The sequence below is a fragment of the Psychrobacter glacincola genome, assembly GCF_965118485.1.
GTDB lineage: Bacteria > Pseudomonadota > Gammaproteobacteria > Pseudomonadales > Moraxellaceae > Psychrobacter > Psychrobacter glacincola_D.
Genome location: NZ_CBCPJH010000014.1, coordinates 1 through 19,550, shown reverse-complemented (window position 1 = coordinate 19,550; position 19,550 = coordinate 1). Strand labels below are relative to the sequence as shown.

The window sequence follows — 19,550 nt, the reverse complement described above, 5'->3', positions numbered from 1 at the left end:
CAGCGCGATACAGATAAACCGTTGTGGCATGTGTTTTTCAGTCCTTTTACCTGAGCGATTGGCAGGGTAGATGCGCCTTCGGTGGTCATATAGCAATTATTAGTATAACTTCATTGATATAAGTGTTACTAACATTATGCTAAAGACTCTCTCCTGAAAAACGCTTTTATTATGAAAGGTTCATAGCTTTTTTACAAGTCATCCAACGTATTAAAGTGAATAATCTTGGCTATAACGATTATTTATAAGAATAATACTATAAAAAAGCAAATTTAAGCGCTAGTGTTTCTATAACCTTGCATGGCTTTCATGTAACAGAAAACGGAAGCATTTATTATTAAAATCTACGGTTCAAAGTTTATCTATGTGTATCGTTCTTTATAAAGCAAAGCATACGGGGTGTTTGCATCAGTATTTTTATCTTTTATTTAAGCAAAATTACAGCCTATTTAATAGGTTTTACCATAGCCAAACGTAAAGCTACTACTGATATTTGCTTGAAATATGCTAATCTATGGCGATAGTTTCTGATAGGTTGGTGTTATGCATTGCGATATTTATAAGTTTCCCAAACACAATGATATGTATATCTATATTGCGCGTCCTGATTATCCGAATGATACAGATGAAATTAAGGATTGGTTGGGTATATTGCCAAAAGACTTTCGTGCAGGCTTAGGTCGAAGTGAGTTTGTCATGCATCTAGATTTGGCAGCGACGCCGACGCTTGCTCGGGTAGATAAAAAAGAGGTGTTAGCAAAGCTACAGGCTCAAGGATATTTTGTACAGTTGCCACCGCAAGATGTGATGCGTCGCCAAGCAGAACTGCGTGCTCGCGAATCTCAAGACAGTATTTATAATACGTAATAGTTATAATACGTTTTAATAAGGTTCATGGTGATAGTTTGAAGTTGATTTATCAAATATAACCTCTTAACTTCCTTGAATTAGGCTTTCTTAAATAGAGTAGATAGACACGGATGAAATATTTAGTGTTATGCATTTTGGTGAATAGTCGTGATAAACTAACCGCTCATTAACATGATTAATATCATCAATATCTCGCAATACTGACAAACGTAGGTAATAATACACGCATGGACTGGTTAAAAAATATCTTACATAGCTTACCCTTAGAAGCCATCAGCGATATCCTCGGTGAGTTGGCTATTTGGTGGGGACAACTGGTAAAAGATGTGCCAGCAGCAGACTTACCAATGTATGCCTATCTTGGTGGGGTCATTATTGTTTTGGTACTTTGGTTATTGGTCGCGCGCATGCTACCACGTCCACTCGGCGGTATGAGCTGGATGATATTATTTGCGGTGTTATTGGCACCAGGCACCGCACTTAATGATCCTAGCGTGATTGCACCGGCTAGTATTAGCGTCGTTTATGCGATTATGACGAAGGACACTGCTGGCGCAGTAGCCAATATGCTGCCAATATTGGTAGTTTTGTTCGTCGGTCTATTCGTCGGTTTTGTCTGGCAGCTTATTCGTGGCGCTTTTGAGTCAAGCTTGGATAAAGCGCGTAGTCGTACTGCGCAAGACGCCCAAGCCAATATGCAGCTAGCATCTAGTAATTATCTTGCAACAGAATCTGACGAAGTCGTGCCTGTTGAAGCGATGCCTATTGAAGATGTCGATTCATCAATTAATCTAAAAAAAGATAGCACAATATCTAAGAATAATGATTAGTTTCAATTTTTCTACTTTCTAGTTCATCGTATTGATTGTTAATTTATGCATTTTCCTTATGAATATAAAAGACACCATGGGTGTCTTTTTTTATGTGAGAAATATCTGCGAACGCATGAGTATTTTGGCAATCAACGCGGCTGTGCTAACCTAAATACAGTATTTACTAGCTTGCCATTTAAACTCTTATAAACCATCTTTACTCTATAACAATAACTGAGATCTTATTATGATTGATCAAAAAACCAAATTTACGGGTACGCAAAGCTATATTGCTACTGACGATTTACAACTTGCTGTCAATGCATCGATGACCTTGCAAAAGCCGTTGCTGATTAAAGGTGAGCCGGGTACTGGCAAGACTTTACTAGCAGAAGAAGTTGCTGAGAGTTTAGGTATGCCATTGATTACATGGCATATCAAGTCAACAACCAAGGCAGAGCAAGGTTTGTACGAGTATGATGCGGTGTCGCGTCTACGTGATTCGCAAATGGGTGACGACAAGGTTTATGAGATTGGTAACTATATCAAGCCTGGTAAATTGTGGGATGCTTTTACCAGTAAAGAGCGTAGTGTATTACTGATTGACGAGATTGATAAAGCCGATATTGAGTTCCCAAATGATTTGCTACATGAGCTTGATAAGATGTCTTTTTATGTTTATGAGACCGGTGAGACCATTACCGCTGAGCAACGCCCTGTGGTGATTATTACCTCAAACAATGAAAAAGAGCTACCGGATGCGTTTTTACGGCGCTGTTTTTTCCATTATATTGATTTCCCTGAAGAAGAAACTATGCGTCAGATTATTGAAGTGCATTTTCCCAATATTCAAGAAAAGCTGGTCAATGATGCGCTTGATATTTTTTATAAGCTGCGCAATGTTCAAGGACTCAAAAAGCCACCATCAACCTCTGAATTGGTCGATTGGTTAACGTTATTATTGGCGGATGATATGGCGCAAGTAGAATTAGAAGAAAACTTACGTGGTGAGAAGTCTATTCCGCCGTTATATGGGGCGCTGCTTAAAAACGAAGCCGATGTGAATCTACTGCAGCGTTTTGCCAATATGATGCGTCGTTAAGCATAAGCTTCAGAGCAAAGATTGAAGCTTATGCAAACGTTTAAATCATAACCATATCAGTTAATAAGTGATGCGACTCTTATGTTTATCAAACTGTTCTATACCTTGCGTACTTACGGCGTGCCGGTCAGTACCCGCGAGCTGCTTGACCTAAATGCCGCGCTAGATCAAGGTCTGATGATGCAGCCGCATCCTGAAAATAGTGAACTGTCTACCTTTGCCAGTCGCGAAGATATGTACCGATTAATTCGGCTATGTATGGTCAAAGATGAACGCCACTTTGATAAATTTGATCGAGCAATGGCGGATTATTTTGAGGGTGTTGATAGTCTCGATATGGATGAGCTGATGGCAAAGCTGACTGATGTTCCTAAAGAGTGGCTCGACTTAAAATTAGATCCGAAAAATCTGACTGAAGAACAGCGTCGTCTGCTCAAAAAATATGGTTCGCTTGAGGAGCTGATGAAAGCACTTGAGGAGAGGCTTAAGGAGCAAAAAGAGCGTCATCAAGGCGGTAGTAAATGGGTGGGCAGTGGTGGCACGTCGCCGTTTGGTGCTTATGGTGATCACCCAGAAGGCGTGCGCGTCGGCGGCGAATCACGTAAGCGTAGTGCGGCGAAAGTCTGGGAGCAGCGTAAATATCACAACCTTGATGATGACAGTCAGCTTGGTACGCGACAGATTCAGATGGCACTGCGTAATCTACGCCAATTTGCGCGCACAGGTAGCGCTGATGAGCTAGACATTCATGAGACTATCAAACGCACTGCCAAAAAAGGTATGCTCGATATTCATATGCAGGCTGAGCGGCGTAACCGCGTCAAAGTGCTCATGTTATTTGATGTTGGTGGTAGTATGGATATCCATGTAGAAGCGTTAGAGAAGCTGTTTTCTGCCGCAAAGAATGAGTTTAAAACCCTAGAGTTTTTTTACTTTCATAACTGCCTATATGATTATGTTTGGAAGGACAATAATCGTCGCCATAGTGCACCAATGCCAACCTTTGAGCTGCTCAATAAATATGGACGTGAGTACCGAGTTATCTTTGTGGGTGATGCGTCGATGTCGCCTTATGAGCTGATGACAGTTGGCGGCAGCGTTGAATATATGAATAATGAAGCAGGTATTGTCTGGTTAAAGAGAGTGCTTGCGCATTTTGACAAAGTCGCTTGGCTCAATCCTGAGAATCCGACGTATTGGCAATATACCCAAACCATCGTTGAGATTAAAAAATTGTTTGATAGTAAGATGTATCCGATGACCTTGCATGGCGTGGAAGATATGACCAACTATATGGCGCGATAGTGTCGTTAAGATTTAAAGATTTAATGCTATAAAGATTTCGAATCAAAATAAAAAAAGCCTCTACTATTAAGTAAAGGCTGTTTTTCTATAGCGTTTTAATTATTTGTGAAAGGCTAGTATTACCTTATCATCAACCATTAAATCAAAGGACGATTCCACGCATCACGTACTGCAAATCTAGCATCCGCCCATTCTAAGCGCGAATTACCACGCGAAGCAATCCAATCGCGCTGTAGGTCTTGTTCTACAAGCTCAAATACTTGGTCATTACCATAACGTTTGCGCTGCGCATAACCATAACCGTAGGCATTACGGTAGTCAGTATCATAGTCGTACTGTGGGTTGTAGTATTCAGTCGATACATGTTGGGTACGCCAGTAAGTATCTTCTTCCATATTGCCTTCAAAGGCATTTGCAACGGCGTTACCAGCTGTCGCACCAACCACTGCACCAACGGCACCGCCTACTACTGAACCAATAGGACCACCAGCTGCACCGATAGCCGCGCCTGCTGCTGCCCCGCCAACCATACCCGTTCCGCTGCTGACAGGATTTGCCTCTCGTTGTGCTTCATCATAGTTGGTAGGATTGACTGCTTCGCCAACTTCTTGACCACCAGCGCCACCAGCAACTGCACCTGCTAAGCCACCGATTACTGTACCAACTGGACCACCAACTGCTGTACCTACAGTGGCACCAGCTGCTGCGCCGCCCAGTGCGCCTGTACCGCTAGCGATAGGGTGCGGTTTTTCATGAGCTTCTAAGTTATCAGTAGGATTAACTAGCTCACCTGCTTCATGTCCAACCTTACTACCAGCGATTGCCCCAACAGCGCCACCGACCACAGTACCAACTGGACCGCCAACTGCCGTACCTACTGCAGCACCGGCTGCTGCGCCGCTTAGAGCACCTGTACCTGTCGCGACAGGATGTGGCTTATCTTCGCCATGATGGATAGGCTGAATAGGCTCTCTATGACCAGCATAATGTACATACTCTTTTGGTTGATAAGTTTCACCATGTAGACGCGCATTGGTTTTGTCCCAACCATCACGTACCATGTCCTTTGCCTGTAGCCAAGTCATGCGCGAATCGCCTTTGACTTCATACCAACGCTGCTCAAGCTCGGCTTCAACTTCTTCAAAACGTGTGGTTTTTGGATAATGAGTCCGTGAAGCATAGCCTACTGCATAAGCAGGATGATAATCGGTATCGTAATCAAAGTCTGCCTGATAATAAGGGCGCGTGGTATAAGTTTCTTGCCAGTACTCGTACTCTACCGTCGGATCTAGCATCTCGCCAACAGAACTACCCGCAACGCCACCGACGATAGCGCCAATAGCACCGCCAATCAGCATGCCAAGTGGACCACCGATAGCGCCAATGGCTGCGCCCGCTGCTGCACCGCCTGTACCACCTATGGCAGTACCTATTGGGTGTGAGCCTGGCTCACCTGTGATTGGGTCCGCATTGTCATTAACGACTACCGTACGATTGATATTATCCATAATTCATTATCCTTTTTACTATTATTGTTAAATGTTTAAGAATGTTATAAATAGCTAAAAATATTACTTTCCAAAAGCTATATAGTTTTCAAACCTTTCAAAAAATTTATGCTAACTTTCCTCTAAATCGATTTTTGATTAGTTTTTATAAAGCTATCACTTAGCATTTTTCTACTTCTCACCTTTATGTCATGATTACAAACAAATGGTGATAGTTGCTGGTGAAATAATATAGCCTAATGATGAGTGCTTAGTATGTAGTCGATAGCTATTATCTGTACAGTAGTTGAGTAAAAGGATAGTCTCTATTTAGGTTTCTTGTTAAACAATGCTGCTCAAAGTCTATAAAAGTAAATGAGATGTAAATTCAGCAAATCAAAATAGGCAGGCGTTTATTATTGATGGTTTTATTGATTTGTCATTGAGCATAAAAAAGCGGCACTATTAATATAATAATAGTGCCGCTTTTTATTGAATAACGTTTGGTATAATTGCATGGACTTAAGAAGAGATAATGTTAGATCGCGCTTTATTGCTTAAATGGAATTTAATGAGCTAAGTGATCATGTTATTTTTTTAATGCAACCAATCCAATCATCACACCCATCTCTTTTTTATCATGTTTATCAATACTAGGCGCGTATAATGCCGAAGCGATACCGCCGTCTAAAAATAAAGCATTTGAACAGTTTAAGTCATCTTTAAATAGCACAGCGAACTGATAAAAGCTCACCGGCGCTTCGCTATTGACAAATTGGACGCTGCCATCATCACAAAAGCCAACGCCATTACGAATTTTGAGAGAGGTGCTATCAGGATTAAACTGCGGATGGATAGTGTCATTGATGACTAGCATAGGACCGGATTGGGTAGCATACCACGGCTGAGCACTGCCATCTTTTAGCTGCTTAGATAGCGTAGTGCTTTCGCTGATTTTTATCTTGCCAGACTTATCCCACCACAGTACGCCGTTTGGTAATAAGTGGAAATTGCCGCCGCCTTCTTTAAGATTTAGCGCACGAACCTCTTCACCTTTGATGACCGTATAGCCAATAGGCGCGTAATTTTCATTATACATACCGGCATTCATCGCAAACTTTAGCGATTGCGGTGAGGGCAGCGTATTTAGTAGATTGTCAAAAGTGAATAGAGGTTGACGACTGTCAGATTGTTGCCAAAACACCTCTAATGAATAGTGCCCATCATTCAGCGTTTCTGCTTTAACGCTACAAATACTATAAGCAAATGGCGACTGTTGCGACTGACACGACCAGTTTTCTGTATCGTTGTCAGCCACATTATCGTATGCATCATTCATTGGCTGGCAGGCGCTGATGCTGAATGCAAGCAGCGCTAGCGTCAATAAAGAGTAGGGCGAAGTAAAAATAACGCTTGGTATCGATAACTTAGCTTTTATCATAAGAATAGAGCTTACCTATATTAGTGACCCCACACCATTTAATCTACTTCTATAGAAGGGATTTCACGAAAAGTATTGTTGACGTTGCCAATTAAACGCCCGCCCTCATTGAGGTTTGCAAAACTACCAAGCCCCAAATCTCTTGAGGTACTGGTTTCTTTGCCCTTATCACGCGAGTCTTTGTTATAAGAAATCAAAGCATCGTTATTGGCTAAAAAGCTATCCGCTCTTGCCATGACCCACATCTGATTAAAGACGTCTGCGCGGGCGCTGCTACTTAATAACGCGCCTTTATCAGCAAAATAGAAAAACTTGGATAACAGTTTTATTTGTCCATCATCGAGACGGCGAGCAATATGATAAGGCTGTAACTGACTTGGATGTTGTAAGCCAACCGCGCCGACGATGCTAGCAAGCGATTTTAGGGTGTTTTTATGATAGCTTGCCACGCGTTCAGCTTTGCTTGGTACATCAAGTGCTTTTTGGCGATAAGGGTCTTGAGTAGCGACACCTGTGGGGCAAGTATTGGTATGGCATGAACGAGATTGAATACAACCAACAGCAAACATAAAGCCGCGCGCTGAGTTACACCAGTCTGCGCCCAATGCAATCAGACGGGCAATATCAAAGCCAGAGACGATTTTACCACTAACCCCAAGCTTGATTTTGTCGCGGATACCAGCACCAACTAAGGTATTGTGCACTAATAAAAAGCCATCAACCATCGGCATACCGACGTTGTCCATAAACTCAACCGGTGCAGCACCCGTACCGCCTTCAGCGCCGTCAATGACGATGAAATCAGGGTAGTTATCAGTCTCTAGCATTGCTTTAACGATTGCCATAAACTGCCAAGGTTGACCGATACAGAGTTTAAAACCGACGGGCTTACCACCTGATAGTTCACGTAACTGTTGCCAAAAAGTAACTAGCTCTAGCGGTGTACTAAAAGCGCTATGCGATGACGGAGAAACACAATCTTGTCCGAGTGGCACTTCACGCGTTTCAGCGATTTCAGGCGTGATCTTTTCTGCTGGTAATACACCGCCTTGACCCGGCTTAGCACCTTGTGACAGTTTGATTTCAATCATCTTCACTTGCGGGTCTACTGCTTTTTCGGCAAAAGACTGTGGGTCAAAATTACCTTGTGCATCGCGGCAACCGAAATAACCTGTACCCAGCTCCCAAATCAAATCGCCACCAAATTTGCGATGATAAGGACTGATTGCGCCTTCACCAGTATCATGGGTGAAGCCGCCCATTTTGGCACCTTGATTGAGCGCCATGATGGCATTGGCTGATAAACTACCAAAGCTCATCGCTGAGATATTAAACACTGACATGTCGTGTGGCTGCTTGCAAAGCTCACCACCAACCACGATACGAAAGTCTTTATTTACCAGAGGCTCACTGATTGCTGATTGCAAGAACCATTCTTTGCCATGAGCGTATAAATTGTCCAGCGTACCAAAAGCATTAGTATCACTGACGTTTTTAGAACGTTGATAGACCAAAGCGCGCTGCTGACGCGAAAACGGCACTTGCTCCTTGTCATCTTCGAGCAAATACTGACGAATCTCAGGACGGAAGTCCTCCAATATATAGCGGATATGCCCGGCAATAGGATAGTTGCTGAGGATAGAGTGCTTAGATTGTAAGACGTCATAAATACCCAATCCGACAGCGATACCGCCGATGATAATTAGCCACCAGTTGAGGAGCAGCAATCCTGCTAAAAACAGCAAAATCGCAGCGCCAAAGGTACTATAACGCAGCAAAACACCAGTTAGATAAGGAGAGTTATGGTCAGGCTCAGGGTTCAAATTGGTTCTAGATTTTGGCATAGCAAGGCTCAACAACAAAAAATAGGAATTAAAAAATGCGGCAGAAAGTTATTTCGTAACTTTGCCGCTATTCATGATTCAAAATAGATAGATTAAGTAAGACTCTTAAAATGAGCGAAAGTACTAATAGCCAAGGCGCTAAAAATCAAAATGACAACAGCATACCACATGCACTTAGGGGCTCAAATTCATGGTGAGTATCATACGCCTATAATATCACGGCTCCATATTAATTAAGTAACGGTGAGCCAATAAGCGCAGAATAACTGTATTTATTCACGTTTTTAATGTCGAAAAGTATCTTGCTATATAGTGGAGTCGATTTATCTACATTACAACGCTGCATTGATCATTGAGTTTTGACATTAAGCTGGCTAGATGTTGAGTAATAGATAAATAATAAAATTGAAACCGACTGTCAATGTCTGGTGGTAAGGTCTAAGTGGTACTCTGTGCCTAGTGACGTGTACGGAGCATAAATGGTAAAAAAAGCGTTTGCCCGCAACGCGTAGCAGCCACTACAGTATGTTTTCAACCCCCTGCTGTGGCGGTTTGGGGTCTGACACTCGCCCAGTCGGTTCCAATGGGGTAGTCCATGCGCTTATATTGAGCACATAGGAAATTCTAAAATTAATGTTCTAAAAAGTGATTATTCAACAAGGTCAATTTGCCAGTTATTGGCTTGAATGACAATATTAATTTTACGTAGCTTCATCGCAATGTCATCGGCTTGCTTTTGTAAGCTTGCGACCGATACCATGATATTCCATTTAATCTCACGATGGCTATAGCGGTCTGCCTCAGTATCCGTGGCTTCAATCGCCTCAATTAATAGTTTATGGCGCAGCTCTAACGAATCACGCTCGACCAATAGCGTCATCATCGACTGACCTTTATCGGTCACTGCAATCGCATTGGTACGGTGAATACGTTCAATCAGAGTAGACAGCTCAGTAATGATTTGGCTCGCATCAATCATCAGGGCGTTTGGGTCTTCGTTTGGCGTATCGCCTTCTTGGACTTTAACGTTACTACGAATGCGCGCTTTGATTTGGGCGAGCTTTTTTTGCATATCGCTACGGATGAGTAGGGCTTCTGCGAGTTTCATTATTTGCTCCAATATTTTTATTATTATTGATATTTACGTTAAAGCTTAACGCTTGTTATCTTTCAATACAAATCATATAGCATAGCTTATACACCACTCATACCAAATCATCTTATATTTGCATCACATCATCTATATTTTACGCGCTGCTATAACTTCATCGAAATAATCTTTATCTTCTCTAAACCCCACTACCAATCCGTTCAGCCAACGCTTGCAGTTTTGGCACAATCATCGCCGCATAGTCGTTAATTTGCCAATTAGCGCTCGGTACACTGGCATTAAGTGAATAAGCGTATTGCCCAGTCGCAATATCAAAGACACCGACGGCCACAGCCAATATATCAGTAGAAAACTCACCATCCGATACTGTATAGCCATGCACCTTATAATGCTCTGCGGCGTTAGAGAGAGCAGATTGCGCGTGGTTATAATCCTCTGTAGATAAATGCTCTTGTAAATTACTACGAATCACCGCCTGTCTCGCTGGTGAGCTGGCTGCATAAAAAGCGCGTCCAATAGCGGTGCGAGCGACGGGCACTGCTGAGCCAACTTGCAAATTGACCGATAGACGAGCAGGGCTACGACAACAAGCGTGATAGCGCATTTCTCCTTCGACCTCGGTTGCCAAGTTTACTGATACCTGATTATTACTCGCAAACTGTCGCAGTAACGGCTCAGCTGCCGCGACCATATCGTGACGACTCCATGCAATGGCACTTAATCGCACCGCACTACTGCCCAACTGATACTGTCCGTGTTCCGTAATGCGCAAAAATCCAAGCGTCATCAAGGTATGAATCAGACGAGTGATGGTCGCTTTTGGCAGTGTGGTCATCTGACATAACTGTTGATGACTCAGCTGCTCATGCTGCTCAAATGCTGCCAGCAAACTTAGTCCACGCCCCAATGCAGTCACAAATTGTCTGTCATTATCTTCTTTGCTTTGCTCAAGGATGGTATTCATTCGAGTCAGTAATGGTAGAGCTGCTGATATATTTTTTGTCATTTTATGCTCATTTTTTTTGATAAAGGTTTACAGCGACCTGAAACTTTGTTTTAATGGATTTAAATTATGAAACTAAGTTTCGCATAGCGGAATTAGTAAGTCAATAACCTATTAAGTCAATTTACTCATTAATTACTACTCGTCGGTCAGGATGACTGATATCAAGGAGATCCACATGGCAACATCTACTCGCCCAAGTTTTGACTGGGAAGATCCTTTTTTATTGCGCGATCAGCTTACTGACGAAGAGCGCATGGTAACGGACAGCGCCCGTCAGTTTTTTCAAAACGAGCTGATGCCTGGCATTGTTGAAGCCAATCGACATGAGAATTTTGACCGTAATATTATGCGTCAAATGGGTGAGATGGGTTTACTTGGCGTCACGATTGAAGGTTATGGCTGCGCTGGTTTGTCTAGTGTTGCTTATGGTTTGATTGCTAAAGAAGTAGAAGCTGTTGATTCAGGATATCGTTCAGCGATGAGTGTGCAATCGAGCTTGGTGATGCATCCTATCCATGAATACGGTACTGAAGAGCAAAGAGAGAGATATCTGCCTAAGCTTGCTACAGGTGAGTACGTCGGCTGCTTTGGTTTGACGGAGCCAGATTCAGGGTCAGATCCTGCCTCAATGTCGACACGTGCGCGTGCGGTTGATGGCGGTTATGAGCTGACGGGTAATAAGATGTGGATTACCAACAGCCCTATCGCTGATGTATTTGTGGTTTGGGCAAAAGATGATGCTGGTGAAATTCGTGGTTTTATCTTAGATAAAGGCATGAAAGGGTTATCAGCGCCGAAAATTGAAGGTAAATTTTCATTACGTGCTTCAGTCACGGGTGAGATTGTGATGGACAAAGTGTTTGTCCCTGAGGCCAATGCTTTTCCAGATATCCGTGGTCTAAAAGGACCATTTGGCTGCTTAAACAAAGCCCGTTATGGTATCGCATGGGGCGCGATGGGCGCGGCTGAATTCTGCTGGAAAGCGGCTCGTCAGTACACGCTAGACCGTAAGCAGTTTGGTCGTCCACTAGCCGCGACGCAGCTCGTGCAGTTGAAACTTGCCAATATGCAAACAGAAATTGCTTTGAGTCTGCAAGCAGCGCTACGTGTTGGTCGTCTGATGGATGAGGACAATGCGGCTCCTGAGATGATTTCTCTGATTAAGCGTAATAACTGCGGTAAGGCGCTAGATATCGCGCGTGTTTCTCGTGATATGCATGGCGGTAATGGTATCTCTGATGAGTTCCATATCATTCGTCATGTGATGAATTTAGAAGCGGTCAATACTTATGAAGGCACGCACGATATTCATGCGCTTATCTTAGGTCGTGCGCAGACAGGGATTCAAGCGTTTTATTAGTTGTTAGGTAATAAGTGCTAGCTAATAGTGCTAACCGATAAGTATTAGCGAGTTTTAGACCATAAACGTACGTTACTGTTTGGCTTTTTAATAAGCTGTTATAGCCAGTAGCGTGCGTTTCTGATTTTCATACATCGTTTTTATGCATGGTTGTTATCCATCATTTATTTATCAGTACCTACCATTTAAAGCATTAAAGGCATTAAAGGTATTACATGCATTAAAAGATAAATGATGTATAGCAATTTTTTATCAAAGAATAGGTTACATAATAAGGGAAGATTATGACTGATATAGCCAAAGGCGCATTGCACGGTATCAAAGTACTCGATTTATCACGAGTATTGGCTGGCCCTTCTTGTACCCAAGTGCTTGCCGATCTTGGCGCAGAAGTCATCAAAGTAGAGCGTCCGCATATTGGTGATGAAACACGCCATTGGGCTCCGCCAGTATTCAGTGATGACACCTCTGCTTATTACGCCACCATTAACCGCAATAAAAAATCTCTCACCGTCGATATCACCACACCAGCAGGGCAGACCATTATCAAGCAACTTATCGCTGATAGCGATATCGTCGTTGAGAACTTCAAGGTTGGTGGTCTTAAAAAGTACGGCTTAGATTACGACAGTCTAAAACAGAGTAATCCGCGCCTGATTTATGCCTCTCTAACGGGTTTTGGTCAGACGGGACCCGATGCCAAGCGCCCCGGTTATGATTATATTATTCAAGGTCTATCAGGCTTGATGAGTATTACGGGTCCGAGCGATGGCGAACCGTATAAGGTTGGCGTGGCAGTGGTTGATTTGTTTGCAGGTTTGCAGCTGACCATTGGTATTCAAGCGGCATTATTAGCGCGTCAAAATACGGGGCTTGGGCAGCATGTTGATGTGGCACTGCTTGATAGTGCGCTGGCGATGCTCGCTAATGTTGGTATGAACCATCTGGCATCAGGCGAAGTGCCGCCAAGACTGGGCAATCAGCATCCTAATATAGTCCCTTATCAAGTGTTTGCAGGGCAGGGTGACGCGCACTTTATTTTAGCCTGTGGTAATGACAGTCAGTTCGCCAAGCTATGTCATGTGTTGAATGTTGATTGGCATACTGACAGTCGATTTATGACCAATCCAGCACGCGTTGCTCATCGTGAGCTACTATGCGGCGAACTCAGCAAAAAATTTGCCGAGCAACCACGCGCTTATTGGTTGGAGGTTTTGGATCAAGCAGGTATTCCGAGCGGGGCGATTAATAACATCGCTGAGGCATTGGCCATGCCGCAAGCGCTAGCACGTGAGATGGTGGTTGATTTTACCGAACAAGGCAGTCCAGTAAGAGCACTTGGTAGTCCGATTAAGTTGTCTGCATCACCAGTTACTTACCGGTCACCGCCACCGCGACTCAGCGAACATACTAATAGCACACTTGCTGATTTAGGCTATGACAGCGAGATGATAGCTAAGCTTAAAGCGGATGGGATTGTTTAAGTCTGTTTTTTAGCCAAAGGTAATGAGTAGCGAGTATTGAATAATATCAACATTACACTCAATGCTATGCCTTAAAGCCTAAACGCTGTTCAATTTGTTCAGCCAGTTCAATAAGTACGGCACTAACTTCAGCGTATTTTGATTCATATTCTGCTTGCAAAAAACTCACTGCCATACCTGCAACTGCAATGCCTGAAGCATTGCGTATATAAGTACCTAAGCAATACATACCTTCACGCAGCTGTCCATCGTCCAGTGAAATACGGTTTTTTTGAATAGCGGTCAGCTCGGTGGATAAATCGGGAAAGTTATCGACACCGTACTGAGTAATTGGCGTAGGGAAACCACTGGCATAAATGGATTTTATGCTGTCCATAGATAAAGTTGAGAGCATGGCTTTGCCAGTAGCAGAGAATACCGCTGGTACACGTACGCCAGCGCGGAAGGTAAAGCCAAGCGGAGCAGGCGCTTCATGACAGGCTAAAAATACTACTTCTCCTAAGTCAAGTTTAGACAAAGTTACCGTATGTTGAAGAAGAATCGGATACTGGACGATAAGGTCTTTAAATAACTGGATAACGCCTTGCTGCTGTTCGTATTTGCCCGCCCAGTACATCAAATACGAGCCTAAATAAAAGCGGTTGTCAGTATCTTTATAGATGACATGCTTAGCTAAAAGACTCTGCAAAATATTGTGGGTTGAGCTACGCGGCAGGTCGAGCTCTTTTGCAATATGAGCCGCTGTTAAAGGTTGCGCGCTATCGGTAATCAAATCCAAAATCTGAAAGGTTTTGTCCAAGGCAGGAACGGCAGTGGTGCTCATAAGGAACCTATAAAAGTCGGTAAGATTGAAAAATAATCAAAACTAAGCGATAAATCATCACAAAATTGATAATAGGGGTTGCAAATACGAGTTCATCATTCTTATAATGATGTCTCGTATATAGAATATATGTTCAGTATATTGAACAAATAATAAGTTATCAATAATTATTTAAGTCATTATCTTTTATTTGTCGCTATAAATCTGCAACCCCTATTTTAATAATAACACTGACAAGGAGTGTCAACATGTCACAACTGCCACATACGCTACCGCTAGCAAACCCAGAGCTACTGAAACAGCAATGCTTTATCAAAGACGGTTGGCATGCCGCTAGTGATGAAGCGACGATTGATGTGAGTAATCCTTTTAGCGGAGATATTATTGGTACGGTGCCAAGTTTAACAACCGACGATGTCAATGATGCGGTTGCCGCTTCCCATGAAGCGCAAATCATTTGGGCCGCCAAAACCCCAAAAGAGCGTGCTGAGCTGCTACAAAAGTGGGCAGACTTGATTGATGCCAATAAAGAAGATTTGGCGATCATCATGACCGCTGAGCAAGGCAAGCCTTTAAACGAATCACGCGGTGAAGTTGGTTATGCCAATAGCTTTATCCGCTGGTTTGCCGAAGAAGGCAAGCGTATTTACGGTGATGTCATCTCTGCTAATCAAGCACAGCTACGCCATGTAATCCTAAAACAGCCTGTCGGTGTCTGTGCAGCTATTACGCCTTGGAATTTCCCAGCAGCGATGATTACGCGTAAAGCCGCACCCGCACTAGCAGCAGGCTGTACCATAATTATTAAACCTGCGACTGAAACACCGTTTTCTGCATTGGCACTTGTGGTATTGGCTGAGCAAGCGGGTATTCCAGCAGGCGTGATTCAAGTAGTGACGGGTAAGTCCTCAACCATCGGTGATATCCTAACGGGCGATGCTCGCATTCATAAACTGTCATTTACAGGCTCTACTGAAGTCGGTCGTACCTTGATGGCGCAGTGTGCGCCAACCATCAAAAAACTGTCATTAGAGCTTGGCGGTAATGCGCCATTTATCGTCTTTGATGATGCTGATCTAGAAAAAGCTGCTGAAGGCTTAATCGCTTCTAAATATCGTAATGCTGGTCAAACCTGTGTTTGTGCTAATCGTGTCTACGTGCAAGACAGTATTAAAGACAAGTTTCTAGAGATATTTGTGCAAAAAGTCGCTGAGCTAACGGTCGGTAATGGTATGGATGAAGGCGTGGATATTGGTCCATTGATTAATAAAAAAGCGTTAGAAAAAGTGCAAGCCTTGCTAAAAGATGCCTTAGATAAAGGTGCAACGCTTGTCACGGGCGGCAGCACCAACGACGCATCAGAGCTGACCTATAATCCAACCATCATCAGTGATATCAGTAGTGATATGGATATTGCTTCTGAAGAAATCTTTGGTCCTATCGCTACCATTTTTACTTTTAAAGATGAGGCAGACGTTATTCATCAGGCCAATGATACTATTTATGGCTTGGCGGCTTACTTCTATAGCGGCAGTTATGCGCGTTCGTGGCGCGTCACCGAAGGGCTTGAGTACGGCATCATCGGTCACAATACCGGTTTGATTTCTACTGAAGTTGCGCCATTTGGCGGTGTTAAGCAGTCTGGCTTTGGTCGTGAAGGTTCCAAATACGGCATCGAAGAATATGTCGTGACCAAGTACTGGTGCTCTGACGTTAGTTAAGTTCTGATTTATATTTTTATATAAATAGCATTTTTAATAGTCACACAGCATGAAACGGGATTCATAGTACTGAATCACACAGCACGAATCCCAAATAACCCTAAACCTTACCCTATAAACTGCCATAAATTCACTGGCATCTATGTAAAAGAAAGAAAAGGATATTCTTATGACTACCAATCAATCATTACTTGCACGCCGTAAAGCCGTCCTACCAACAGGTCTAGGCGTAGCGTTTCCTATCTTTGCAGAAAAAGCCAAAAACTCAGAAATATGGGATGTTGAAGGCAATCGTTATATCGATTTCGTCGGTGGTATCTCAGTACTAAATACTGGTCACAGCCATCCAAAAATTACGCAGCGTGTGCACGAGCAGCTAGACAAATTTACCCATACTGCCGCGCAAATGATTAACTATGAATGCTATGTCGATCTTGCTGAAAAGCTTTGTGAAAAAGCGCCTATCAGTGGCGACACTAAAGCGTTTTTCTTGACCACTGGTGCAGAAGCGGTAGAAAACTGTATCAAGATTGCTCGTGCAAAAACCCGTCGTCCAGGCGTGATTTCTTTCGTCGGTGGTTGGCATGGTCGTACACTGATGTGCATGAGTCTGACAGGTAAAGTATTGCCATACAAAAAGAACTTTGGTCCGATGCCAGGCCCTGTATTCCATGCCTTGTTCCCAGCTGAAGAGTTAAATGTAACTGAAGAACAAGCATTGCATAGCCTTGAGATGATTTTCCAAGCGGATATCGATCCAAGTGAAGTGGCAGCGATGATTATCGAGCCGGTACAAGGCGAGGGCGGTTTCCATCAAGTTACCCCGTCATTTGCTAAGTCTCTACGTGATATCTGTGATGAGCATGGCATCGTTCTGATTTTTGATGAAGTACAGTGTGGTTTTGCCCGTACTGGTACCTTGTTTGCGTCTGAGCAATTGGGTGTTGAGCCGGATCTGATGACTTGTGCCAAGAGCTTGGCAGGCGGTTATCCTATCTCTGCCGTTATCGGTCGCGCGGATATTATGGATGCGCCGCAAGTTGGCGGCTTGGGTGGTACTTATGCTGGTAACCCACTGGCTTGTGTGGCAGCGTTAGCAGTCATGGAAGTCATTGAAGAAGAAAACCTGCTTGAGCGCAGTATTGAGATTGGCGACAAAATCGAAGCCTTCTTAAGAGAATTAAAGCTAAGTAGCATCGGTCATATTCGTCACAAAGGCGCCATGCTAGCGTTTGAGCTAATCGATAGCGCAGGCAAGCCAGATGTTGAAGCGACTACTAATTTAAAAGCCAAAGCATTCGAGCAGGGTCTGCTACTAGCGTCTTGCGGTATGTATGGCAACGCCATTCGTGTGATGGTGCCCTTAACAGTTGAAGATGAAGTGCTACAAGAAGGCTTAGATATCATCAAAGATATTTTAACCGCTTAAAAGCATGACGATTTAAGATAATGAATGTTTGAGGTTAGGGTTTTTAAGTCCTGCTTTGAGCGATGGTTTTACAGCGGCGCCTTGCAAATCAAGACGCCGTTGTTGTCTCTGCTATCAAGATATAAAAATACAATCAAGCTTCTCTACCGAGAAGTATGGAAAGATAAAAATGAGGGGCAATGCCCTGTTAAATACGAAATAGTGTCACTCTAAGTGTAATAAGCAAGAGGGTCACAAGGATGAAACACGGACAAGGAGTAAGTTATGTCTGAATTAAAAAAATCGTTAGGGACGCTAGATGTTATCGCCCTAGCATTTGGTGCGATGGTAGGTTGGGGCTGGGTAGTCTTAGCTGGGGGCTGGATTTTATCCGCTGGTACGTGGGGCGCGATGCTCGCGTTCCTCATAGGTGGACTGGCCGTCATACTGATTGGTGTGAATTATGCTGAGCTTGCGGCATCAATGCCAGTGACTGGCGGCGAGCATACTTATACGCATCGAGCGCTAGGGGTCACGGTCTCATTTATTTGCTCATGGAGTATCCTGTTTGGTTATTTCTCGGTAGTTGCTTTTGAAGCCGTGGCGTTGCCTACCGTGGTTGAATACTTTATTCCCAATTATAACCAAGGTTATCTGTGGACCATCGCTGGCTGGGATGTTTATGCGACTTGGGTCGGTGTCGGGATGCTAGGTTCAATCATCGTCACGTGGCTCAATATTCGCGGTATGGAAGTCAGTGCATGGTTCCAAAAGACTGCTGTCTTGGGTATTTTATTCGTCGGGACTTTGCTATTTATTGGTGCCATGCTTTATAACCCTGAAACCTCTACAGCGGTGCAAGCGCCAGCCTTTATTGGTGGTATCGGCGGTATAATGGCAGTGATTGTTATGGTGCCGTTTATGTTTGTCGGCTTTGACGTTATCCCGCAGGCAGCAGAGGAAATTGATCTTACTCGCCCTAATATCGGTAAGTTTTTGATTATCTCGATTATCGTGGCGGTAGTGTGGTATGTGGGTATCGCGTGGAGTGTTGGAACGACGTTGCCACTGATACAAGCGGAAAGCTCAACCTTAGCCACAGCTGATGCTATGACCAATGCTTGGCAAGGTAAATGGGCAGGTATTTTACTGGTTATCGGTGGGGTACTAGGTATCTTATCTAGCTGGAACGCTTTCTTAATTGGCGGTAGTCGTCTGCTTTATGCAATGTCCAGAGCCCATATGTTGCCAGCCTTCTTAGGTAAGTTACATCCAAAATATAAAACCCCTTCTAATGCCATTTTACTTATTGGCGGTTTAGCGACGTTAGCGCCATTATTCGGTCGAAAAATGTTGGTTTGGATTGTTAATGCCGGTGGTTTTGGTATCGTGATTGCCTATACTTGTGTTGCTATTTCCTTCTTAGTGCTACGCTATCGCGAGCCTGATATGGTACGTCCCTTTAAGATACCGGCAGGTAAGCTTGTTGGTATGGTAACGATTGTACTAGGTTTCGGTTTATTGGTATTGTATATGCCAGGTATGCCCTCAGCATTAACTGCTACCGAATGGTGGATTTTCTTTGGCTGGACTGCATTAGGTATCGTGTTATATAGCTATGCAAGGATAAAGTACCCTGGCATTAGTGAGGCGATTATGGCAGAAGAGCTGCGCGAGTTAAAAATTGTCAATCAGCTATGGTTAAAAGACAATCCTACTAAGAAGTAAGTGTTTAATCATTATAGATAGTTACCATAAATAATTATCATCAATGAC

14 protein-coding genes, 1 pseudogene and 1 riboswitch are annotated in these 19,550 nt (G+C 43.4%); of the genes and pseudogenes, 9 read left to right on the top strand and 6 right to left on the bottom strand.

What is annotated here, in order from left to right; all coding sequences use genetic code 11:
- Positions 1-28: 28 nt before the first annotated feature.
- Positions 29-166: riboswitch (glycine riboswitch) on the bottom strand.
- A gap of 377 nt (positions 167-543) precedes the next feature.
- The 4 genes from ACMHKH_RS07000 to ACMHKH_RS06985 all read left to right on the top strand — a co-directional run bounded on the left by ACMHKH_RS07000 (position 544) and on the right by ACMHKH_RS06985 (position 4,089).
- Positions 544-867, top strand: a complete 324-nt coding sequence (locus ACMHKH_RS07000) for a YcgL domain-containing protein (RefSeq protein ID WP_413519924.1) — start codon at positions 544-546, stop codon at positions 865-867.
- A 230-nt stretch (positions 868-1,097) separates the two neighbouring features.
- The gene (locus ACMHKH_RS06995) at positions 1,098-1,700 is read left to right on the top strand and encodes a hypothetical protein (RefSeq protein WP_413519923.1); all 603 of its coding nucleotides are present in this window, start codon (positions 1,098-1,100) and stop codon (positions 1,698-1,700) included.
- A 229-nt stretch (positions 1,701-1,929) separates the two neighbouring features.
- Positions 1,930-2,784: an AAA family ATPase gene (locus ACMHKH_RS06990; protein WP_413519922.1), complete on the top strand. Its 855-nt coding sequence runs from the start codon at positions 1,930-1,932 to the stop codon at positions 2,782-2,784.
- Positions 2,785-2,865: 81 nt separating this feature from the next.
- Positions 2,866-4,089, top strand: a complete 1,224-nt coding sequence (locus tag ACMHKH_RS06985; protein WP_413519921.1) for a vWA domain-containing protein — start codon at positions 2,866-2,868, stop codon at positions 4,087-4,089.
- A gap of 767 nt (positions 4,090-4,856) precedes the next feature.
- On the opposite strand, the pseudogene ACMHKH_RS06980 reads toward ACMHKH_RS06985, so the two are convergent.
- From ACMHKH_RS06980 to ACMHKH_RS06960, 5 genes and pseudogenes are all read right to left on the bottom strand, one after another.
- Positions 4,857-5,036: pseudogene (locus tag ACMHKH_RS06980) on the bottom strand (glycine zipper domain-containing protein); the annotation flags it as partial.
- Positions 5,037-6,165: 1,129 nt separating this feature from the next.
- Positions 6,166-7,017 (bottom strand): phosphodiester glycosidase family protein, encoded by an 852-nt coding sequence (locus tag ACMHKH_RS06975; protein ID WP_413519920.1) that lies wholly within the window; start codon positions 7,015-7,017, stop codon positions 6,166-6,168.
- A gap of 38 nt (positions 7,018-7,055) precedes the next feature.
- The gene (locus tag ACMHKH_RS06970; protein ID WP_413519919.1) at positions 7,056-8,861 is read right to left on the bottom strand and encodes an FMN-binding glutamate synthase family protein; all 1,806 of its coding nucleotides are present in this window, start codon (positions 8,859-8,861) and stop codon (positions 7,056-7,058) included.
- A gap of 649 nt (positions 8,862-9,510) precedes the next feature.
- The gene (locus tag ACMHKH_RS06965; RefSeq protein WP_413519918.1) at positions 9,511-9,969 is read right to left on the bottom strand and encodes a DIP1984 family protein; all 459 of its coding nucleotides are present in this window, start codon (positions 9,967-9,969) and stop codon (positions 9,511-9,513) included.
- 181 nt (positions 9,970-10,150) lie between these two features.
- The gene (locus tag ACMHKH_RS06960; RefSeq protein WP_413519917.1) at positions 10,151-10,978 is read right to left on the bottom strand and encodes an IclR family transcriptional regulator; all 828 of its coding nucleotides are present in this window, start codon (positions 10,976-10,978) and stop codon (positions 10,151-10,153) included.
- 175 nt (positions 10,979-11,153) lie between these two features.
- Here ACMHKH_RS06960 and ACMHKH_RS06955 point away from each other — a divergent pair, with 175 nt between their 5' ends.
- Together ACMHKH_RS06955 and ACMHKH_RS06950 are read left to right on the top strand one after the other, a co-directional pair.
- Positions 11,154-12,338, top strand: coding sequence for an acyl-CoA dehydrogenase (locus tag ACMHKH_RS06955; RefSeq protein WP_413519916.1), 1,185 nt, complete (start codon positions 11,154-11,156; stop codon positions 12,336-12,338).
- Between the two features lie 284 nt (positions 12,339-12,622).
- Positions 12,623-13,822, top strand: a complete 1,200-nt coding sequence (locus tag ACMHKH_RS06950) for a CaiB/BaiF CoA transferase family protein (protein WP_413519915.1) — start codon at positions 12,623-12,625, stop codon at positions 13,820-13,822.
- Positions 13,823-13,886: 64 nt separating this feature from the next.
- On the opposite strand, the gene ACMHKH_RS06945 is transcribed toward ACMHKH_RS06950, so the two are convergent.
- Positions 13,887-14,645: an IclR family transcriptional regulator gene (locus ACMHKH_RS06945; protein ID WP_413519914.1), complete on the bottom strand. Its 759-nt coding sequence runs from the start codon at positions 14,643-14,645 to the stop codon at positions 13,887-13,889.
- A gap of 248 nt (positions 14,646-14,893) precedes the next feature.
- Here ACMHKH_RS06945 and ACMHKH_RS06940 point away from each other — a divergent pair, with 248 nt between their 5' ends.
- The 3 genes from ACMHKH_RS06940 (at position 14,894) to ACMHKH_RS06930 (ending at position 19,502) form a co-directional block, all read left to right on the top strand.
- The gene (locus tag ACMHKH_RS06940) at positions 14,894-16,366 is read left to right on the top strand and encodes an NAD-dependent succinate-semialdehyde dehydrogenase (RefSeq protein ID WP_413519913.1); all 1,473 of its coding nucleotides are present in this window, start codon (positions 14,894-14,896) and stop codon (positions 16,364-16,366) included.
- 169 nt (positions 16,367-16,535) lie between these two features.
- Positions 16,536-17,795 carry a 4-aminobutyrate--2-oxoglutarate transaminase gene (gene gabT / locus ACMHKH_RS06935; RefSeq protein ID WP_413519912.1) on the top strand — a complete coding sequence of 420 codons (1,260 nt, stop codon included), beginning with the start codon at positions 16,536-16,538 and terminating at the stop codon, positions 17,793-17,795.
- Positions 17,796-18,059: 264 nt separating this feature from the next.
- Complete coding sequence (locus ACMHKH_RS06930) at positions 18,060-19,502, top strand: APC family permease (RefSeq protein ID WP_413519911.1); 1,443 nt, start codon at positions 18,060-18,062, stop codon at positions 19,500-19,502.
- Positions 19,503-19,550 lie beyond the last annotated feature (48 nt).